Here is a 19,555-nt window from a genome sequence, read left to right as displayed (position 1 = left end):
AACGAGAAGGAATGGTTGTAATGGACACCATCAACAAAAGGTTTCGTCCGCTGTGGCGGACAATCATCGGGCCGTTTTTCTTTTCAGCGTCCATGCTGACCTTGGCTGCATGTGACCGCGAGCCTGAAGGGCAGGTGGTCGCGGTGGTCAACGGGGACGAAGTAACGGTCCAGGAGTTGAACGGCGAACTGGCGGGTGTTGGCGCAACCGATGGCGAGGATCAGGGAAGTCGAAACGCCGCGCTCGATCGCGTGGTCGAGAGACGTCTCCTGGCCGACGTAGCGCGTGATCAGGACATCGAATCTTCGCCTGAATACATTCTCAGGGCGAAGAAGCTTCAGGAGACCCTGCTAGTCCAGATGCTCAACGAGAAGCTGGCACGCGAGGTCAAGGATCCTTCTCCTCAGGACGTTGATCGAATGATCAGCGAGAATCCCCAGGCCTTTCGCAATCGGACATTATTCGCCCTCGATCAGGTTGTCTTCCAGGACCCCGAGCGCGAGGACGTCATGGCCTCATTGGGCCCCACCAAGACGATGGATGAAGTGGTCGCAGTCCTGAATCGCGCGGGGGTAAAGTTTCAGCGTGGAAATGCGACGGTGGACAGCGCCACGTTACCGGCCAACATGTTCGCCCAGTTCAGGCAAATTGGAACGAGCGAGCCCATGATCATCCCCGCGGGGAACAGGATCACAGTGGCAAAGATAATCGCAACACGTCCGATGCCCTTAACCGGCAATGCTGCACGACCGATTGCCAGCACCGGCTTTACGCGTCGCGAAACGCAAAAGCGCCTACGGGAGCTTCTAGCCGCTGCCCGTCAGGAAGCGGAGATCAAGTATCAATCTGGTTACAGCAAGCCGGAAGGGGCGGCATCTGCGAACAGCCTTCCTGCCCCTGCCCCTGCTGCTTCACCGTCTCGAGCGCCCGCAGAAGCGGCCATGTCCGCCAATGCGCCCGAACCGTAGTAGCGGTTCTGGAAATGGATTTGGGGTGCTTGCGGTGGTTCGACTGAAGTCGATCCGACCTCTCGGTCCTTCATCAGATTTTCGCAAGGACCTGAGAAGATACGGCAAAGTGGCGCGCAAGTAGTTGCTTTTCAACTCCCTCGATTTCCTGGCGTTTCTCGCCGTAACCTACGCACTTTACCGTGTGCTGTCGTTCCGTGGCGCTCCGGGCGCTAGCACAAACTGGTCGTATGGAGCCTTCCTTCGGGATCCGGATCGAACGCGAAGCAGGGCTGCCGTACTAGCGATAATGTCATCGACGCTGCCAATGATCCTGTCACCAACGCCCATGGACTGGAACACAAGTTTCGCCATGCCCTATACGGCGGACAGGTTTGTCCTCGGGAACGAAGGACAATTGAGCCGGATTACTCCTCCCTATGAAAGCTTCACCGATTATGTTCGCACCCTGCGAGATCCAGAGGCGTGGCGGCAGGCCTTGGCGCAGTTTGCCAGAACCGACCCGTTTTATGATCCATTTCTCGTCGAGGCGACCGGGCTCGATCACTCTACGACTATAAGGCTCGTTCGGCGGGCTTGGTCTCAGCGGCGCGATCGGGCATGGCGGGCAGACGTTCTGACGTCCGAAGGCTTCGATGCTGCGAGTGAGCCAGTGCTAGTCGCCAATGCAATCGTGGCTGACTTTGCGCGAGAGGCACGAGCGCAAGGAATCGTACCCGTGGTCTACATCGTCGACAGTTTTGGATATGGTGACCAGCTCACGCGTGCGCTTATCGTCACGCTTAGAAGAAACCGGATTCCATTCGTATCCAGCAGTCAACACGTGGATCCGAAATTGCCGACCAATTATCTTCCCGATAGCCACTTCACCGATGCGAATGATCGAATTCTGGCAAGCGCACTCGCCCAGGTCCTAGACGATGAGCTTGCATCAGGCGCGGCGAACAGGTCGTCTCTGGGAATTCCGGATATACGAAGGTGAGAGTTTTCGACTCATTCGATATAATCCGGATAATAAATCTTGCGCATCGCACCGACCGTCGAGTGGAAATGGTCGAGCAGTTGAAGCGGGTTGGCCTGGGGGATGACCCCAGAGTGGACTTCTTTGATGCTATCCGGGGCACAACCAGAAGCTTGTTTTACTCCGAAGGTGCGCACGGTGTTTTCCTGAGCCACAGGACAATCCTGCAGCAAGCTGCGGAGGCAGGCCACTCGGTCCTGATCCTGGAGGATGATTGCGACTTCTTACCGGGCGCCGCCGATCGGGTTATGCCCGACCGATGGGATATTTTCTACGGCGGCTACGAGGCAAGCAACCCCGCTGACCCCGCAAACAGCAACATTATTGGTGCGCATTGTATGGGATTTTCTCCCCGTGCGGCGCAGGCGGCGGCCACCTACTTCGCGAAGTATCTTGAGCAGGATTTCATCGCGGATGCTCTCGCGGTGTCTGAACCGAACTATGATCCCTCCCTGCGTCCGGGCGTCGACGGAGGGTACGTCTGGTTTCGCCGTGCTCATCCCCACCTCGTCACAATTTTCGAGAAGCTGAGCGTCCAGCGGTCTTCCCGCACAGATATCGGTCGGGTCAGCTGGTTCGACCAGGTTCCTGGCATTCGTGATTTGGCAGGCTACGCGCGCCGCTTGAGAGATCGTCTTCGCGGTGGTGGGCGTCCAATGTCGAGACAAAATGCGGATTTCGGCCGGGTGGATGAGGAGGGAAGGCGATGAGCTGAGTAGAGCTCACTGCATCCGTGCCTGTGCTCAAGCTTTCCTCGCGGCATCCCGGTCGACGATGAAGTCAGCGCCGAGGGGTTCGGGTCCAGGTCGACGCTCGCCCCTTGAGAAAACCAAGATAAATGGGAAGCTTCCACATTAGATACAGGGGAGCTCTCAGCAGTGCACCAGCACTCAGATAAGCGCGCCCGAAGCCAAGCCATGCAACGATGATCAAGCATGTGGCGCATAATACCATTGCTCCCAGGAAAAGCGCAGGGCCTCCGGCGAGATCGGAGAACAAGGCGACGGATGCCAGAACGGCGGCCGTCGTTACTGAGAGCATCATCAATAGCGCGAGGGGCGGGACAAGCAGGTGAAGTCCGAACAGGACTTCTGCCCACGAGACACGCGAAATTCCGCCAAGCAGAGTGGGAAGCGCATCGCGGCGCACGGTGTCAAGAAAGCCGTGCTCCCAGCGGGTTCGCTGCTGCAGGGCGTCGCGCATGTCGGCCGCTGCGCTGCGAACTTCGGCGTCTGCCAGGAGTACTGGCGCGCGGCCCGTCCGAGTCATTGCAAGGCCCAGTCTCAGATCTTCCACGATCGAGCTACTGCCTAGCGGCGCGCAAGCGAAGATCGCCCAGGGAAATGCCATACCAGTGCCGGTCAGCAGCGCGGCGCCACCCATTCGCTGCATGCCGCGTGATCGGATCAGATTCTTCACCATTACCGCAAAGCTGGAAATCTGGACCATCGGCCGCGCCGAAAGATCGGGCTCGATGACATTGACCGCCTGAACCGGAGACATGCGCGACATCGCCTCGCCAGCCAGAGACTCGAGGCTACCAGGCTTAAGGCGGCAGTCTGCGTCGAGGACCACGACAATTTCGGGTGGTCCGTTCGAGAGGAGGTAGTCGCGACCAAACGCCAGAGCATGTCCTTTCCCCCTGACAGCTGGTTCATCGCGCACTGTTACTTCCGCCCCCGCGAGTCTCGCCTTCGAGGCGGTCTCGTCATCGCAGTTATCAGCCACGACCAGGACACGCGTTGCATAGGGGGCGACCGCCAGCAATGCGTCGATCGTTGCCGCGATTCCCATTTCTTCGTTATGGGCGGGGATCAGGACAGTTATTCGAGCTTCTGTCCGGATCACCTCCTTTCGACGCGCAGGCATCAAGCCGGCGATCAACTCAATCGACAGAACAGCAAGCGGTAAAGCCAGCGCGAAAGCGAGGAACCAGTATCCTGCGGACAGCCAGTTCATCCCGCGACCACAGACAGTAGAAATGCGCGATACTGGCGGGCAATTGCAGACCACTCGAAGTCCTTCGCGCGGGGGTCCGCTGCGCCGCGCCCCTCGTCTATCGCGCGACGTATGGCCACCGTCGTGGCCGCGATATCCTCGGTGTTACACAAGGTCTCGCGTTGACCGACGATCCATCGGAGGCGCGGAGTATCGTGTCCCACGATCGGAAGGCCACTGGCCATTGCCTCGACGAACACATTGCCGAAGGATTCGAGCAGCGACATGTGCAGGAAAGCGTCCGACGAGCGGTAAAGGGTCGGCATTTGCTCTGCCGGAAGCGTCAACCGCGTGTAACGGCCAGGCAAAATCTGCGCTGCCAGGGCATCGGTTGCGTCTCGCAATGGCCCGTCGCCAGCCACCACAAGATGGACGTCGGGAAGCGGTGCGACCGCTCGCATGCCCTCGAGGACACGCTTCGTTTCCGCAAAGGCGCTCACCATAAGCACAATTCGTACCTCGGCAGGGAGGCCCAGCCCCGCACGATCGGGCCTAACACCGGCAAATCGCGCTGGGTCGATGCCGTTCGGGATGAGCGCAGTGTTCCATTGATTCCGATTGGCGGCCTCGTAATCCGGATTGATGCAGATCAGCCCGTCACAGTCGAAAAGACGAAACTCGGCCTGATTGTTTACTGCGGGCCAGTCTCCGTTCTGGGTTACGAACACGTGACGCGGGCTGCTGCTCCCACCTCGCCGCAGGACCCAATGCGTAAAGGGGTAATTGCAGGTAAGGGTGACATCGTAGGCATTCGGCTCATATGCGCGCGCCAGGCCCCAAGCGAAGGTCGCGTCCTCCCAGACTGTCTCGGACCGAAATGGAGGAAACATGGGGAAGCGTTCGAATGCCCGGCGATTGATAGCCCCGACCTGCAGGTAGTCATACGACTTTTCCGACCTTTCGGGGCCCGATCCCATTACGGTCACCGCATCGCCGCCCTTGGCAAGCTCGTCGGCGACCGAAAGCAGCGCGATTTCCGCGCCGCGCTCCTCCCGATGGAATCCAGGAAGAGCGAAAAGGATGCGCAGTGCGCGTGACGGGCTGCTGTCGGTCGGGTATGCGCGCATCTTGCGCTCATAGTCTCAAAGCGCGACAACTACCCAGCCCATTTCTCGCTGTCCCAATTTGGTCTCCATCCCATTCGTGTGACGAGGACAATTGGAACCATCGCCGCGGTACGTTAGTCTGTATCTTACCAGCCCGGCTCGCTTTGATGTGATTCTGATAGCCGTGCGCGCAAGTTCGGCGGATAATGACTCTCAAATGGGTAGTTCTACTCTAAATCTCCCGATGGAGTCGGTGGCACGCCGCCAGGTCATGATCCGTCGCATATCGGTAGCGGCAATTGCGGTGATTTTTGCCGGTGCGTGCCTTGGCCTGGTCAACCAGTCTTTGTTCATGGGAGAGCGGTCTCGCCAGTCGAAAGAGGCGCTGCAGGAGCAGGCGGAAATACAACAGGCCATCGACGCCAACCCGGTCATATTTGATAACTCGACGCTGCCAATCGCGCCAGATGAAGCCCAGGCATTGAATGCCGCCCGCCCCAGTGAGATCGGTAATCCTTTTCCGGCCCGCCCTTTCAATATAGCTGCTAGCGACCGGAGCGCGCCTTCGTATGGTGCAGCACTATCCTGCCTAACACAGACGATCTATTACGAAGCCGGTAATCAGTCGGATGAAGGCAAGCGCGCAGTCGCCCAGGTAGTACTTAACCGGGTGCGGCATCCTGCTTTTCCGAATTCCGTGTGCGGTGTCGTATATCAAGGCTCCACGCGATCAACCGGCTGTCAGTTCACATTTACGTGCGATGGCAGCTTGGCACGAGTTCCCAGTCCAGCCGGTCTCGCGCGAGCGCGCAGGATAGCTCAGGATGCCCTTTCGGGTACGGTGTTCCCCGCTGTTGGCCTGGCAACCCACTACCACGCCGACTACGTCGTACCTTACTGGGCATCTTCACTCGCCAAGGTCAGGCCCGTTGGGGCGCACGTATTCTACCAGATGCGGGGATCGCTCGGTTCTCGTGGCGCATTCCAGGCGCGATACGACGTGGACGGGGAGACCCTATCGGCGCCGGCATTCGACCAAGTTGAGGTTACCGAGCCCGCGCTATTGGGCGATGCAGAATCGGATACGCTCGACTCCTCTGTAATCGAGGATAGGGCGCGCATCCGCAGCGATCTGGAAATGGGAAACCTGATCGTTCGCTCGGGTGAACTGCAACCCGACGCAAGAGCGTACCCTCGGTTGCGAGCTGACGATGTTGCCGGATCTCTTGAGCCTCCACCTGGCAGGCTTATGACCGACTAACCAACTGCATACACGCCCCGCTGAAAGGTGCGCGCGGGCTGACGGCGTTGGCCAAAAACGCTCGGGTTAATCTTCCAATCCGTAGTTCTTTATCCCGTAGGGGTCGCCGTAGCCGTAGCCATAGGCATCAAAATATCCGCCCTTGTAGCGGTTCAGAATAGTACCCAGGCAAGGTGTCGGCTCGAGAAGACGTATGGCTTCCTGCACCTGCTCGGCCGTGTTTCGCCCGTACTCTACTACAAGAATATAGGCATCGAGATGTTGGGAGGTAAGCAGCGCATCGTCGCTCGCGAAAACAGGCGGAAGGTCAACCAGGATCAGGACATCGTCAGGGAGTTGCCGCAATCCCGCGATGAGCTCGGCAAAGGCTGGCGAACTCAGCATTCCACTGCTGCCGCGTCTTGTGGGCTTGCATGGAAGAACATAGAGTTCAGTTCCATCGATCCGATAGAGCGCGTCTCTCCAGTTATCTCTTTCGCCGCGCAGGTAGGTCGACACGTCGCTGGGCACGTCGACATCGAGCGCGTCAAGCACTGATCCCCGGCGCAAGTCGAGATCGCACAGGACGACCGGACGATTGGCGGTTCCGGACATTGCTGCCGCAAGATTAAGCGAGACATAGGTCTTGCCGGCCGCGGGTGTGGCGCTCGTGATTCCAATTATGCGGCGCCCAGTTTCATCGACGTTTCGGGAGATTTGAGTGCGTAGCAGATTGAAGGGCCGCGTATTTTCGTCACTCTCGTCAAACCCGAAGACTCGTCCCCGAACTTTGATGTCTTGTGAAAGCGCGATCACGCCCGCATGCGGAAGGACGACCGGATCGGGTCTTGCCGACGCTGGCGGATTTGGTGCGGAATAGTTCATGATGGCCTTGTCGTACTAAGCTGCCGGCGCCGCGACCAGAAATTCAGAGACTTCATGCCCCGCTGGAACGAGCTGCCTCGCTCCTGCTGGTGGGTGGCATAGACGGGTATTGTGGCGAGTGGACGAGATCCGGTTATCTTTGCAAGTGCGGCCGGGTCCCTGATGGGGCGGGCGAGAAATTCTAGCCCGAAAACCAGTATGAAGCCCAATACAATTCCTGCCGCAGTACCGATTGCGACAATTAACGGTCGGTTTGGCGAAATCGGGGTGTCGGGGACCACTGGTGGATCAACCACCAGGAGCCGCTCGCCCATCTGCTCCTGGTCGGCGCGGGCGCCAGCCCTTGCCGACAGCAAGCGGCCGGAGACCTCTTCGGCCTGCTTGTTAAGCATTTGTACGCGCTGCTGCAGCTGTGCGGCCTGCTGTTCTACCGCGGGCGCCTGCGCGCGCTGCGCCAGCATCGCTCCCGCCTGCGCCGCCTCGCGCTGGCCGGCCGCCTGAAGTTCTACGATCTGATTTCTCGCGAGACGTATCCTGCTGTCAATCTCGGCGGTGGGGACACGGGCAACGTTCTGCTTGGCGAACTGTCTCGCCTGTTCGAGTCGCTGCTTGGCGAGAATAACATCCGGATGGGTCTCCGCATACGTGGCGCGCGCGCCTGCCAGTGCGCCCTCGGCCTGGACAACGGCGGGATCTCGCGTTTCCGCGCTCTGGAGCAGTCGCTTCTGACCTTCCAGGTCGGCAATCTCACGCTGAAGATTGGAAATCTGGAGGTCGTAGGCCCCGCCGCTTCCGCCAATGGTTGCTATCGATCCCGACGAGATAATCCGTCCGTATCGCGTATTGAACGCAGCGAGTTCACCCTCCGCCTGAGCGATCTTGGCCTGCAGATCCTGTTGCTGGTCACTCAGAAACTGGACCGTTTCGGTTTGTTGCTCGGCGTTCGTCGTTGAATCGACTTCTACGACGCGCTCCATCAGTTGCTGGGCAACCGCTTGGGCGAGAGCTGGCTCCTTGTACACAAAGGCCAGTTTCACCGAGATCGTCTTCTCGGCCGTCGAAGCCGAACCCAGGTCGATGGTCTGGGGTACCAGCGTGATATCCTCCCGCATGTCTTCGACGATCTCGGAAAGAGGCGTGCTGTCGCGCTCGCTCCTGTAAAGACCGTTGCTTTCGATCATGCCGATGAGCGCAGGGCGGTTGATAATTCTCTGTCGGATGGCTTCGATACGCTGGGCGACAGCATCATTTCCGGAAATGCCAATGACTTCAGGCGGAAGGCTTGGAGCTTGCACAAGCAGAACCGCCGAAGATTCATATCGACTGGGCAACAATATTACTGCCGCCACCGCCGCAATGAGCCCGAAGAGGGCAGGAATGATAATAAGGAGCTTGCGTTCACTGAGTATCATCGGGATCTGGGACAGGAACGCTCCGGATCCCCCGCTATCTGTCTCCGCCTGATCCTCGGCTGCGTAAGGATTCACTTGTTCTTCCCCAGGCGCAAACGAACTCCCAAACCAGTCGAAAAGCTTGGGGTGTTTGACAAATCGGTCCCGTATGAACGCGCGAGTGAACCGAATGCATAGCCTTCCAGGCGATCACCAATCGTGCGCGTCAAATTGGCCTCGACACTCGCGATGCGCACCGAAGGCAGGACAACCAGATCATTGGTAACCGGTCGACTGTGCGCATACCGCGCATTGACGTCGACTCGGCTTCGTGAAGAAATCCTCTCACTGAAACTTGCGCTGGCCGCCTGTACGATCTGTGTAACTCCGAATGCTCCGGGCGATTGCAGGCGTTCTGCAGTGAGGCAGAAATTGCGCACGGGGCGGGTGTGACACAACTCCACCAATCCACTAACGCCAGTCGACCTTGTTGCTGCATAGAACGTCGTGGCGCTCGTTTTTGTCGTCGATGCCCCAACTGCCGCATTGAGCGTCCAGTATTCGGCAAGACTATGCTCCAGCGTTCCCTCAGCCAGGAAGGTCGTGCCGGTGCCTCCTGCGTCGTAGTCAGTTCTACGGGCACTCAGCCTCGTCCCAATGCGCGTGACCGCGGTTAACTGGCGAGCATAGCGCGCACCACCCACAATACTGTCATACCCAACGATGGCATTCCCACCCGCCCAGAGACGCTGATACCCCACGTTGGAGCCAATGAATGAACGTTCGTCCACTTGGTGGTCGATGCCTAGGCCCGCGTCCAAGCTGGTTGACCGCCCCGTCAGGCCAAGGAGGGTAACATCATCGATAGGAATAGAAGGCAGGATTTCAGTCACAAGAGTGCCAGGGTCGACCGAGCTAACGGGGGCGGTTACGCCGGGTATCGCTCTCGAACTCTGGAAAACCGAGCGCGCGCTGCTCGAGTTGACACTTGCCGATCCATAGAGCGAGGTGCGGGGGCTCCTCTTGCTGCGCCAGGAGATTGAGGCGCCTTCGCTATCCTCGAAATCGTAATTGGATGAGAAGACCCGTCCTGCCACATAGGCAGACAAATCAAAGGTATTGCGTTCCGTTTCAACGTGAAGCCACGGTCGAACGTCTACCCTCAGGACGCCCACCAGCGTCGAATCATCATCTGCCAGATATGGGTTCGAAGTTACCCCACCCTCACCGCTGATGCTGACACCCGACTGGGTCGATTGTGCAGACAGAGGGGCACAAGTGAGCGCGCCCCAGGCAACGCAGAGTCTCCAGATGGTCTTCGACGACAGGTTCATGATCGGCACCCTCAAGGAACGATTATAACGTCGCCGGGCTCAACCCGTACGATGCCCGCATTGCGGACTGATTGTTCGCTGGCGCCTGCCTTGAAAAGCCTGGCCAAACGGATCTGGAATGAACGGCTTGCGGGGCCGGTGCCGCGAATGAGAAGGACGTTGTCCAGGTTGGCGAAGTCATCGGCCCCACCGGCCTGGCTTAACGCCTCGAGAACATTGACGTACTGGATTGTCGTGAAGGTTCCGGGCGATTTCACCTTGCCGAGGACCGAATATCGCATGCCCGTGGGAGCCTTGACCGAAACCGTGACGAACGGGACCTCTCCGCGGTACTGATCACGCAGGCCGGCACTGACCATGCGCTCCACCTCCTGCGGGAGGCGACCGGCGACCTGAAGCTGCCCCACGAGGGGAAATGCAAGAGTTCCATCAGGCAGGACGGTAAGTTCGCGCTGCAGTCGCTCTTCACCCCAGACGTAGATCTCGAGCTGGTCTCCTGGGTTGATCCGATACGAGGAAACCGATGGGGTGGGTGTACCTGCGGGGGGCACCTGAGCCTCCGTCGGCTGGGGAACACCCTGTGCGAGAGCTGGCGACCCGAGGGCGACGAAGGCGAAGCACATGGCGAATAAGGTTTGAAGTGTTACACGACCGAGCATAAATGACTTTTCCAAAGGTAGAACCGTCTTGGCTCTGGGTTACGGGTTGCCTAACGCGCTTACCATGCGATTGCACGCCTTCCAAACCCAAGCGTGTGCCACCATCTCATTAAGAGACAGTCTCTTCGCACTCATCTGCGCGCTGAGCATGATTCTTGGCGGATGCTCGAATTCGCTTGAGAACGCTCAGCGCGAGGCAGAGAACGCGCGATCGCAGCTTGAGTCCGGCGATTACGCCGCGGCCCGGACATCGGTCGCTCGCGCGCTTGCATACAGGGATGATCAGGTCGACATCCTGCTCCTCGACGCTCGCATCAAATTTCAGATGGGAGATGTGCGGGCGGCATTTGATGCGTACCGCACGGTGCTCGCCTTCGACCCACGCAATCTTGAAGCTCTATCGGCGGTTGCGCAGACCGGCGTGTCTGTAAATGAACGCGATGTCGCGCGTGATGCGATCAAGCGCGCGCTGGCGATTGATCCCGGTCAGCCCGTGGCGCTGCTCAGCCAGGGCATCCTGCTAATCGATGAAAAACGGTTCGATGAAGCGATCGACGCTGCCGAGCAGTTGCTTGCGGCGCATCCGGGTGACTCGCGTGGAATTGTGCTCAAGGCGCGCGGACTATTCTTGACGGGTCGTACTGATGAGTCGTTCGACCTACTCGATGGCGCGATCGAGACCTTTGGAAACAATCAGTGGATTGCCGCCGCGTTACTGGAAAATGCTAGAGCATCGGCGAATGTCCCCCTCATGCTCGAGCAGTTTGCGCTGCTCGTACAGGCCAACCCGGATAGCGTTGATCTCGCGCTTGACCAGATCAACACACTCTACAAATCCGGCGATGTCGATCGGGCGCGTCAAAACTCTGCTACCTTCATTGAGCGCTTCGGCGGCGATGCCGCCAAGATGTCTCGCCTCGTTGATCTTTGGGAGGAATATGATCGGACCCCGCTTCGACCTGGCGATTTACAAAGGCTATCAACCAGCCCACTCGCCGAGGCCCGCCTGGCGGCCGCCAGGTACTATTTCCTAGAGGATCCATCAGCTGCGGATGCGCTAATTCGAGAAGCACCTGATGCCAGGTTCATGGGTTTCATAGCCCGTTTGCATGTTGCCCGGGGATCGGCTGAGGGTCCTGATCTGGCCCTGCAAATTCTCAGTAGAGACAAGACCAATTGCGATGCCCTCTCGGCCCTTTCCGAATGGCATATTGCCAAGGGCAATCCGAAACAGGCGATAGTGACGTCACAGCTTCTTGCCACCCAATGCCGCGACCGACGCGATGGATACGTTCAACTGGCAACAGCGTATACCAAGCTTGGCCGTCCGGCCGCGACTGAACGTGTTTACCGCGAAGGCATCGATGCGCATCCACAGGACCCGATGTTAACCGAGGCATTCGCAGGCTGGCTTTTGAAGCGGGGTCGGGAAGACGCTGCGCTTTCGGCTGTACGTCGGCTCAGCAAGGTGGCGCCGTCTCGAAGCTCTACCTGGAAGGTATACAGCGTCGTTTGCCAGAAAATCGACGACAGGACTTGCGCGCAGACGGCAAACAGCGGACTGGTGCGCTCAGAATCGCAATACGCGCTCGATCCATTGCCCGGCGTGCGGCGTTCGGACCACTTGTTCGGACGAACGTGGAGCTGATGCGCTGGATGAGCGACACACGAGAGCTTCTTGGTATTCGATTTGCCCACTGCGGCATTGAGCAAGCGCTCGAGTGGATTTCGAAAGCCGCTACAAGGGATACGTTTTCCTACGTGGTCACTCCGAACGTCGACCATGTCGTCATGTATTGGAAGGATGGCAACGAGCCGTGGCGTTTGGCTTATCGGAAGGCAGTGGCCAATTGCGATCTGTGCCTCAACGATAGCCGGGTGCTGCAGCGACTGGCGCGACTCTCGGGCGTTCGTCTACCTGCAGTACCTGGTAGCGATGTCGTTCAAAGGCTGGTCGAGGATCTTGGGGGCATATGCGGGTCGATCGCCCTAATTGGAGGGACACCTCGCGAAGCGGGGTGGATCGCTTCCGCAATGCCTCGACACGAGGTCCATCACATGGAGCCCCCCATGGGCGTGCGCGATAGTGCTGGAGCGCAGATTGAGATTGCCAAATTTGTCGAGGAGGCCAGAGCCGACATTGTCCTCCTGGCCATCGGCGCGCCGCAGAGCGAGATGGTCGCCCTTACGATTGCCAGTCGCGGGCGAGCGCGCGGTGTGGCACTGTGCATTGGTGCATCCGTCGAGTTCCTGAGTGGGCAGAAGCGGCGTGCGCCAGCCTGGATGCAACGCGCAGGACTGGAATGGCTATTCCGTCTTGTCAGCGAACCGGGCCGGTTGTGGCGGCGCTACCTTGTGGAAGGCCCGAGAATATTTGCGATATGGTGGAGGCATCGCGGGACCCGGTAACGCCAGCCGGTACTTTTGGGGATGAGAAATGACCCCGTGCCGCCCGCACCGCGAAGAGGTAAGGCCGCAGAACACCTAGTCCGCGATCGCGCAATCACGATCCGGGTGCCAACCCAACTCCGCCCTAGCTCTACGGTTGCTATAGGACAAAGAGCGCCACCGGGCTTCCTGACGCGGGAGATCCAGCCATTCCGGGAGACGCGCCCGTCCCTCGAAGAAAACACGACTAGCCACCCACGCGGCGCCTCCCAGCATACGAACCAGCATGTACGGAACAGGTATCGGGATGCCGAGCATTTCGCCTGATTGGCGAGCTCTTCGGTAAAGACCCCAGTAGGTGATCGGCTTGCTGCCAACGATGTTGATTACCAACTCGCGTTCAAGGGGCGCATCGATCGCCGCGATCACCGCGCTCGCGCAGTCATCGACATGGACGAGTCGCATTGAGCTTAGCGGGCCAAATATGAGATCAAATGGACCTGCCCGAAGAGCCCGCCCATAGTCCCAGTCAGCAGCAGTTCGGTAAATTGCACCGGGCCGAAGCACGACGAGGGGAATATCCTTCGCGTTGCAATGCGCGCGGATCATCCGCTCCTGTATCAGCTTGGTTTGCGTATATGCGTCTCGCCGAAGGGGGTGCGGCTCGAGCACACTTTCCTCATCAAGCCTGCCGAACGGTCCAGGAGCGCTGAAGTCGTAGACGGAAAAGCTTGAGATATGAACGAAGCGCTGAAGACCTTCAGGCAACGCCGCCAGAAGGTTCTCGGTCGCCAGCACAGTACCCGTCAGTTGCGTTGCGAGGTCGCCCGATGCGGCGGCTGCGCAATGTACAACGCAGTTTGCTTCGGCCAGTTTTTCGGTCCAATCGCCCCGCTGGCGCAGGTCACCCTTGACGGGTTCGACCAGCTCGGAAGGAGGCTCAATCCGAGAGCATGGCCGGTACAATGCGAGGACCGAATGTCCACTCGCTGCCGCGGCATTTGTAATTGCGCTGCCAAGGAACCCACCAGCGCCGGTTAGGAAGACCTTCATGGCCGCTGGCCAAGCGCAACAATTTGATCGGTCAACTCGGCTGTTGCCATCATTTCGCGAGCAGTGATCGGCGGCTCATTTCCTTCTCGAATTGCAGTGTAAATTGCCTCAAGCATGCGCGGCATACCGTGCATCGTACCATGCTGACGGACCTTGTTGCGAAGATTGTCCGCCCCTGACTTTACCAGTCCAAATCCGCCTCGGATCTGGCCAAGCGCATATGTCTTGCCGACGTAAGGTGGACCCTCCAGGCGAATATAGGGATTGTAGAGATCTGTCTCGATGCTGGCCAGAGTACCCCGTACTGCAATTCGGAACGCACTTGGCTCTACGTCCGCTGCAACCCGCAGCCGTCCCCTCGTTGGTCCGCTGCGCACCAGAACGTCGCAGAAATCGAAACCCGCTCTCCGGTTGCCGCTGCGGTTGATGTATTCTCCCATTACAGAGTCTGCGGCCTCCGAGCCCGTCAGCGCCTGAAAAAGGTAGACAAGATGAGGGAGGAAGTCCTGCACCGCTCCGCCGGGAAGGCCGGTGCTGGGCCCATTGAGATTGAGATCGCCGAACGGGCCGGCCAGGAAATCAAGGCTCAGAAGGATATCACATTCGCGCACGTCGCCCAGCGCTCCTGCCTGAATCCTGGCGCGGAGGTCGATGATACTGTCATTGAATAAAAGGTTCCTGCTTTCGACAAGTAGCTTTCCCGCGTTCCGAGCGGCCTCGATCAATGCGGCCGTTTCGTCGGCCGAACCCGTCATCGGCTTTTCGCAGATAACGTGCGCATCGGTGTCGAGGGCTGCGCGCACCAGGCGGCTATGTGTCTGAGGCGGTGTGAGCACATGAACGACATCAGGCCTCTCCGCCAGAAGCATCTCCTCCGCGTTCGCGTAGAGGTTGACCTTCAAATCGAAGGCGGCCGCGGCCGCCGCCATCATCGCGGGTGACTGATCGCACAGGGCGACGGGCAGGGCTGAGGGTGACCGAGCGAGGAATGGCAGGTGTTCATATGCGATGGCACCGCAGCCGATCACGGCCGTCCGTAAAGGTGAGCACGTCATCAGGCGTCTCGCAACTCGAATAGGTGAGCCAACGCCTCACCGGTTCGAGCCAGATCGTGCTGGACTTCTACCCGCGCCCGGGCCGCGCGAGCAAGCGTCAGGCGGCGCGACTCTTCACCAAGCAGCGACATGATCGCATGGGCGAGACCATCAGGATCAGCCGGAGCTGCCGTCAAGGCAGTCTCGCCGTTACTGGCCAGTTCCGGGATTCCAGCGATCCATGTGGTAACAACAGGAACGCCGATCGCCATTGCTTCCATTATCGAGATCGGCAAGCCCTCGCTGAAAGATGCCATGACAAACACGTCGCTGTCTGCAAGCTCGCGCTTGACTTCACGTGGCTCCAATTCTCCAGCAAGAGAAGCAATTCCGTCCAGTTCCAGTGCGGCAATCCGTGTTTCAAGCCATGCGCGCTCGGGCCCGTCTCCAATTATTTGCAGGCTTGCATTTATTCCTGCCCTGCGAACCTTCACAAGGGCCTCCAGCAGAATTCCATATCCTTTCTCGGAAGAAAGCCTCCCGATCGCTACCAGGCGGGGCTCGGAGCTCAAAGGTGGTGGGTCACGGTAGGGAAGCGCTTCGGAATCGATGCCGCAGCGCACGACACGGAACTTCGGCCACAGCTTCGGTGGGGAAACGAGGCAGAGTTGAGAACGCGTGAAATCGCTGATGCATATAACCAGCGCTGCGTCTTCGGCCTTGAGATCGAGACGGCTCTCGGCCTGGTCGGTGAAGTCGTGAAATCCATGAACCGTGAAGCTGAAAGTCGCCTCGCTACTGCCGGAAGCGCGCATGATGTCCGCGGCTAGCCAGCTGATCGTAGCGGGGGCGAGCCCGAAATGAGCATGGAGCCGTGTAATGCCATCGCGCAGGGCGTGCCGCGAGACTAACGCTGCCTGCGCCAGATGTGACAGCCGGCGCATAGTCCTCGATGGTGATCCACCCCCACTTGCCAGCGCTTTTTGCCAAACACGGCTCATACCGACAGGATGACGCAGCGATTGCGTCAGGAGAGCTCGGATGCCAGCCCAGATCGCGGGTTTGAGGTAAGTGGTTCGGGCGATGCTGGACGCGGCATCAGGATAATTTCGCTCCACTGCATCTGGGGGGTTCATCGCGAAAATGCGGATCGGGAGTCCAGCATTCTCGACTGCGAGAATTTCGTTGGCAATGAACGTCTGGGCCAGCTTGGGATAGTGGGTTACGACATAGCCAACCGGCGGCCAGCTTCCGGTGCTGGAGGACAGCCCTTCGTTCATTTGTAGGTGACCGGCGTCTGTTGCGACTGCTGCTGCGAGCGCAGCATGTACCTGAGGATGCCCACCAACTCGGCATACTTTCCAGCGATTGAAAGAAAGCCTGAAAAAGCTCCGTCGCGACGCACCAGCCGCAGGTACTGAAGTAGCACCAGCGCTGGCCACATGAGCAACAACCAAGGCGTGGACGCGACCGCGAGAATGATCGCGATAGATGGCAGTACGCCAGCCCAGGCTATGGCACGCGCTAACTCGCGCACGTATAATCGTCCCTCGCGCTGGCTTCGGGTCTTGTTCCAGGCTTGTGCATATCCCATCCCGCTGCGGATTGCGCGGCGCCACCATTGTGAGAATCGGTACATTGCGGCGTCGTGTACTGTCATTGGAACGTCGAGGCGCATGACCTTCCAGCCTCTGCTTCGTAACCGCGCACAAAGCTCGGGCTCTTCGCCAGCAATCATCTCCGGATTGAAGCCGCCAGCATCGTGATAGGCAACGAAGCGAAAAAGTGCATCTCCCCCGCATGCCTCGGCCTCGCCAATCGGGGTATCCCATTCACGGTCAATTATGCGGTTGTAGACGGATGCCTCAGGAAATCGCTCGCGGCGGCGCCCGCATACCGCTCCCCACTCACTATTTTCCAAGAGGAACCGCTCGGCAGAATCCAGAAAGCCTTCCTCAAGTTCGCAATCACCATCAATAAACATCACATTTTCAAGGGGGGGGGAGTGAGCCACAAGCTCCGCAACACCCTCGGCCCGGGCGCGGGCAGCTGTAAAGGGGCGCTCGAGGTCAAGCCGAATTATCCTCGCCCCCATAGCTGAGGCCGTCTCGACGCTGCCGTCGGTAGAGGAGCTGTCGACATAAATGACGGGACAGCCCGTTCGCTGCAACGATTGAAGGCAGCGAACCAGGCGCTCGCCCTCGTTGCGGCCGATGACAACTACTGCAGTGGTGGGTGGATGTCTAACCATGTAGAAGGCTACGAGAATGCCACCATTCGGCGGGAGTGGGAACGACGCCTGCAGATCCCAGCAACAGCTTGGCAATAATTGCGACAGCGAGAACCCCCACCGTCAGGTAGATATCGTCGCTCAGACGCGCGAAGCCTTCGTCATGCGATGACCAGGTTAAAACCAGCCAACGTACTGCTTCGGCGAGCACCAAAACGGCTAGCGCCTCGACCATGCTCCCGGAAGCAAGGGCAAAAGGAAGGCCGACAAGCATTACTGCGAATTTCGCCCCATTTGACCAGGCGCCCGGCGCCGGGCGGCCGCATCCCATCAGCATAGCATCTGCGAACGAAGACAATATGCTGAACCACACTCCGAAGAGCAAAACAGGGATTATAAAGGCCGCAGCATGATAACGGGCGTCGTATGCGATGAAAATAAACTCGTCGGAAACAGCCATACCAATCCCGGTGACGACAGCGACCAGAGCAAGCGTGTTGCGGCGGGCGATACGAAGACGCGGTGCGGCTTGACTGCGACGCTCCCTCAGTGCGGCTATCTTGGGAAATACAAGATATGAACCGGCGCGCTGAGCCAGCGCGCCGAGCATGTCGGAGAAAGTTCGCGCAACACCGAAAACGCCTGCAAGCGCCAGGGAAAGAACTCCGACGAAATACATGCGGTCAAAGCTGGTGGCTGCATAGTAAATCGCCGTAGAAAGAAATATCCACTTCCCAAAATGAAGAATTTCTGTGGCATGCTGTCGACTCCACGCCAGGCGTGAGTACTTGCCGCCACCAAAAGCATAGCTGAGTACTGTCGTGAAGATCGTGCTTAGAAGCAAGCCCCAGACCAGGGCCCAAACGCTCTGCATTACTGCTGCCAACGCGATCGTACAAACGCACTGAAAGATCAAGCTGGCAAAGTCGTAAGCCGCACGCCGTTTCAACATCAAATGGCGCTGCATCGTAAAGAGCGAAGGCGATAGAAGACCTGAAATAAGGAAAATTGGACTTATGACGAACAGGATCGGGAGGAGGTCGGGCTGATCGTAAAGGCTGGCGATTGGCCAAGCGAGAGCGAAGACGGTTATGCTGAGAAGAGCGCCCCGCAACACCTGGAGTGTCCAGGCCACACGCAGGAAATCCCGCGCATCCCCGTTAGGTGAGCGAACGACACTCTGACCTATACCGATGTCGGATAGTAGCTCGACGCCAGTGCGGAGGGCATTCACCAAGAGCATCAAGCCGAACATCTCGGGGGCCAGAAGCCGAGCAAGTACGATTTGCGTCGCCAGGCGAATTATCTGCTGCAGGCCAAAGGGCACAATCACCCATCCGACTTGACCGGCAATGGGACGCGATCGCAAAGAACTGACAAGCTGTGCAATATGTGCGCGGGGCACGGGAGATCCCATGAGAAAAATGCGAGGCTATGGGCCTATTTCGTGGCCTGAATATAAGCGTAGGTACCGAAAAAATTCCATTCACGGTCCGCTGCGAACTCCGAGAATCTCTCGTGCACAGCTCTCAGGACCGGAATTTTTTCGTAGTAGAAATGGCCATAGAAATTGCGGAAAGTCACTTCACGATAACCGACTGATTTGAGAAGCTTTATCATTCGGTCCGGGTTGGCGTAGCAAGCAGAATAGGGTGCTGGAAATTTCGGACTGATCGAGCGGCGAGGGCTGAAAGTCTTAAGGACGCGGCTTGAGATGGAATCCGGCAGATACTTGTTAACAAGGAACGGGACCGCATAAAGCGTAGGAATGAGATGAAAGGCACGACCTCCCTGACGCAGCACCTTGTAGACATTGCGATGCATTGCCTCTCCGTCGGGGACATGCTCGGCTAGAAACCGCGAGAATACAACGTCATAGGAATTGGCAAACTCGGAGGCGTCGCCGCTCACGTCGAAGCGGGCCTTATCGTAGCCTTCCGGTAGTAGAGCCAGTTCCTCCGCGCTGATGTCATTCACGGTATAGCTACGGATACTCGAGGGCATCTCGTCGAGACGAAACGAGGGCCACCGTCCGGCACCAAGCTCCAGGAGGTCCGCATGGTCATACCTCTCAACAATCGCTTTCAGCTCATCACCGAACTGCTCCATCGAGGTATTCCATGCTTTCTCCTTCGCTATGGCCATCTGCGCCTCCTTTGTCGCTACGCGGCGTTTAGGCGCCCCGGTCGATAAATCCCAAGAAATTCACTGGTCGTCCCATTACCCGACATTTCAGCATACCGATTGTCGAAGGGTAGACCGCATTTTGCGCGGCGCCAGCGTCGAAATGGAGCTGCGATTGCGAGAT

18 protein-coding genes are annotated in these 19,555 nt (G+C 58.6%); 6 read left to right on the top strand and 12 right to left on the bottom strand.

The window, feature by feature from the left end; genetic code table 11:
* Positions 1-20: 20 nt before the first annotated feature.
* The 3 genes from AR323_RS13985 to AR323_RS13975 all read left to right on the top strand — a co-directional run bounded on the left by AR323_RS13985 (position 21) and on the right by AR323_RS13975 (position 2,699).
* Positions 21-968: an EpsD family peptidyl-prolyl cis-trans isomerase gene (locus AR323_RS13985; RefSeq protein ID WP_161808770.1), complete on the top strand. Its 948-nt coding sequence runs from the start codon at positions 21-23 to the stop codon at positions 966-968.
* 307 nt (positions 969-1,275) lie between these two features.
* Positions 1,276-1,950, top strand: coding sequence for a hypothetical protein (locus tag AR323_RS13980; protein WP_152980371.1), 675 nt, complete (start codon positions 1,276-1,278; stop codon positions 1,948-1,950).
* Between the two features lie 62 nt (positions 1,951-2,012).
* Complete coding sequence (locus tag AR323_RS13975) at positions 2,013-2,699, top strand: glycosyltransferase family 25 protein (protein ID WP_206423981.1); 687 nt, start codon at positions 2,013-2,015, stop codon at positions 2,697-2,699.
* Between the two features lie 70 nt (positions 2,700-2,769).
* Here the strand turns inward: AR323_RS13975 and AR323_RS13970 are convergent, their stop codons facing one another.
* The gene (locus tag AR323_RS13970; RefSeq protein WP_057884597.1) at positions 2,770-3,948 is read right to left on the bottom strand and encodes a glycosyltransferase family 2 protein; all 1,179 of its coding nucleotides are present in this window, start codon (positions 3,946-3,948) and stop codon (positions 2,770-2,772) included.
* Positions 3,945-5,054: a glycosyltransferase family 4 protein gene (locus AR323_RS13965; protein ID WP_057884596.1), complete on the bottom strand. Its 1,110-nt coding sequence runs from the start codon at positions 5,052-5,054 to the stop codon at positions 3,945-3,947. The genes AR323_RS13970 and AR323_RS13965 overlap by 4 nt, the downstream gene beginning before the upstream one ends.
* Before the next feature lie 232 nt (positions 5,055-5,286).
* Here AR323_RS13965 and AR323_RS14590 point away from each other — a divergent pair, with 232 nt between their 5' ends.
* Positions 5,287-6,294 carry a cell wall hydrolase gene (locus tag AR323_RS14590; RefSeq protein WP_235510651.1) on the top strand — a complete coding sequence of 336 codons (1,008 nt, stop codon included), beginning with the start codon at positions 5,287-5,289 and terminating at the stop codon, positions 6,292-6,294.
* Between the two features lie 66 nt (positions 6,295-6,360).
* Here AR323_RS14590 and AR323_RS13955 read toward each other — a convergent pair whose 3' ends face one another.
* The 4 genes from AR323_RS13955 to AR323_RS13945 are packed head-to-tail and all read right to left on the bottom strand — an operon-like array spanning position 6,361 to position 10,557.
* Entirely contained in the window at positions 6,361-7,158 is a 798-nt protein-coding gene (locus AR323_RS13955; RefSeq protein ID WP_152980370.1) for a CpsD/CapB family tyrosine-protein kinase, read from the bottom strand.
* Positions 7,155-8,645 carry a GumC family protein gene (locus AR323_RS13950; protein ID WP_057884593.1) on the bottom strand — a complete coding sequence of 497 codons (1,491 nt, stop codon included), beginning with the start codon at positions 8,643-8,645 and terminating at the stop codon, positions 7,155-7,157. Before AR323_RS13950 ends, AR323_RS13955 begins: the two co-directional genes overlap by 4 nt.
* Positions 8,642-9,883 carry a hypothetical protein gene (locus AR323_RS14765; protein ID WP_152980369.1) on the bottom strand — a complete coding sequence of 414 codons (1,242 nt, stop codon included), beginning with the start codon at positions 9,881-9,883 and terminating at the stop codon, positions 8,642-8,644. Before AR323_RS14765 ends, AR323_RS13950 begins: the two co-directional genes overlap by 4 nt.
* A gap of 11 nt (positions 9,884-9,894) precedes the next feature.
* The gene (locus tag AR323_RS13945) at positions 9,895-10,557 is read right to left on the bottom strand and encodes a polysaccharide biosynthesis/export family protein (protein ID WP_235510649.1); all 663 of its coding nucleotides are present in this window, start codon (positions 10,555-10,557) and stop codon (positions 9,895-9,897) included.
* A 49-nt stretch (positions 10,558-10,606) separates the two neighbouring features.
* Between AR323_RS13945 and AR323_RS13940 the strand changes: the two genes are divergently transcribed.
* A complete protein-coding gene (locus tag AR323_RS13940) occupies positions 10,607-12,190 on the top strand; it encodes a tetratricopeptide repeat protein (RefSeq protein ID WP_152980368.1) in 1,584 nt (527 codons plus the stop codon).
* The gene (locus tag AR323_RS13935) at positions 12,190-12,951 is read left to right on the top strand and encodes a WecB/TagA/CpsF family glycosyltransferase (RefSeq protein WP_152980367.1); all 762 of its coding nucleotides are present in this window, start codon (positions 12,190-12,192) and stop codon (positions 12,949-12,951) included. The genes AR323_RS13940 and AR323_RS13935 overlap by 1 nt, the downstream gene beginning before the upstream one ends.
* A 75-nt stretch (positions 12,952-13,026) precedes the next feature.
* Here the strand turns inward: AR323_RS13935 and AR323_RS13930 are convergent, their stop codons facing one another.
* The 6 genes from AR323_RS13930 to AR323_RS13905 all read right to left on the bottom strand — a co-directional run bounded on the left by AR323_RS13930 (position 13,027) and on the right by AR323_RS13905 (position 19,392).
* Positions 13,027-13,983, bottom strand: coding sequence for an NAD-dependent epimerase/dehydratase family protein (locus AR323_RS13930; RefSeq protein WP_057884590.1), 957 nt, complete (start codon positions 13,981-13,983; stop codon positions 13,027-13,029).
* Positions 13,980-15,011 carry a Gfo/Idh/MocA family protein gene (locus AR323_RS13925; protein ID WP_161808768.1) on the bottom strand — a complete coding sequence of 344 codons (1,032 nt, stop codon included), beginning with the start codon at positions 15,009-15,011 and terminating at the stop codon, positions 13,980-13,982. The genes AR323_RS13930 and AR323_RS13925 overlap by 4 nt, the downstream gene beginning before the upstream one ends.
* Before the next feature lie 26 nt (positions 15,012-15,037).
* On the bottom strand, positions 15,038-16,297 hold the full coding sequence (locus AR323_RS13920) for a glycosyltransferase family 4 protein (RefSeq protein WP_083495461.1): 1,260 nt from the start codon (positions 16,295-16,297) through the stop codon (positions 15,038-15,040).
* Complete coding sequence (locus tag AR323_RS13915; RefSeq protein ID WP_057884587.1) at positions 16,294-17,268, bottom strand: glycosyltransferase; 975 nt, start codon at positions 17,266-17,268, stop codon at positions 16,294-16,296. The genes AR323_RS13920 and AR323_RS13915 overlap by 4 nt, the downstream gene beginning before the upstream one ends.
* Entirely contained in the window at positions 17,261-18,580 is a 1,320-nt protein-coding gene (locus AR323_RS13910) for an oligosaccharide flippase family protein (protein WP_057884586.1), read from the bottom strand. Before AR323_RS13910 ends, AR323_RS13915 begins: the two co-directional genes overlap by 8 nt.
* A gap of 107 nt (positions 18,581-18,687) precedes the next feature.
* Complete coding sequence (locus AR323_RS13905; protein WP_057884585.1) at positions 18,688-19,392, bottom strand: class I SAM-dependent methyltransferase; 705 nt, start codon at positions 19,390-19,392, stop codon at positions 18,688-18,690.
* Between the last annotated feature and the right edge of the window lie 163 nt (positions 19,393-19,555).

The sequence above is a fragment of the Tsuneonella troitsensis genome (assembly GCF_001441535.1).
GTDB lineage: Bacteria > Pseudomonadota > Alphaproteobacteria > Sphingomonadales > Sphingomonadaceae > Tsuneonella > Tsuneonella troitsensis.
This window is presented reverse-complemented; position numbering and strand designations above follow the sequence as displayed.

Excerpts from the sequence above, each read along its gene's own strand:
- AR323_RS13985 (WP_161808770.1), top strand. The coding sequence starts at position 21 with ATGGACACCATCAACAAAAGGTTTCGTCCGCTGTGGCGGACAATCATC.
- AR323_RS13980 (WP_152980371.1), top strand. The coding sequence starts at position 1,276 with ATGATCCTGTCACCAACGCCCATGGACTGGAACACAAGTTTCGCCATG.
- AR323_RS13970 (WP_057884597.1), bottom strand. The coding sequence starts at position 3,948 with ATGAACTGGCTGTCCGCAGGATACTGGTTCCTCGCTTTCGCGCTGGCT.
- AR323_RS13965 (WP_057884596.1), bottom strand. The coding sequence starts at position 5,054 with ATGCGCGCATACCCGACCGACAGCAGCCCGTCACGCGCACTGCGCATC.
- AR323_RS13955 (WP_152980370.1), bottom strand. The coding sequence starts at position 7,158 with ATGAACTATTCCGCACCAAATCCGCCAGCGTCGGCAAGACCCGATCCG.
- AR323_RS14765 (WP_152980369.1), bottom strand. The coding sequence starts at position 9,883 with ATGAACCTGTCGTCGAAGACCATCTGGAGACTCTGCGTTGCCTGGGGC.
- AR323_RS13940 (WP_152980368.1), top strand. The coding sequence starts at position 10,607 with ATGCGATTGCACGCCTTCCAAACCCAAGCGTGTGCCACCATCTCATTA.
- AR323_RS13935 (WP_152980367.1), top strand. The coding sequence starts at position 12,190 with ATGCGCTGGATGAGCGACACACGAGAGCTTCTTGGTATTCGATTTGCC.
- AR323_RS13930 (WP_057884590.1), bottom strand. The coding sequence starts at position 13,983 with ATGAAGGTCTTCCTAACCGGCGCTGGTGGGTTCCTTGGCAGCGCAATT.
- AR323_RS13920 (WP_083495461.1), bottom strand. The coding sequence starts at position 16,297 with ATGAACGAAGGGCTGTCCTCCAGCACCGGAAGCTGGCCGCCGGTTGGC.
- AR323_RS13915 (WP_057884587.1), bottom strand. The coding sequence starts at position 17,268 with ATGGTTAGACATCCACCCACCACTGCAGTAGTTGTCATCGGCCGCAAC.
- AR323_RS13905 (WP_057884585.1), bottom strand. The coding sequence starts at position 19,392 with ATGGCCATAGCGAAGGAGAAAGCATGGAATACCTCGATGGAGCAGTTC.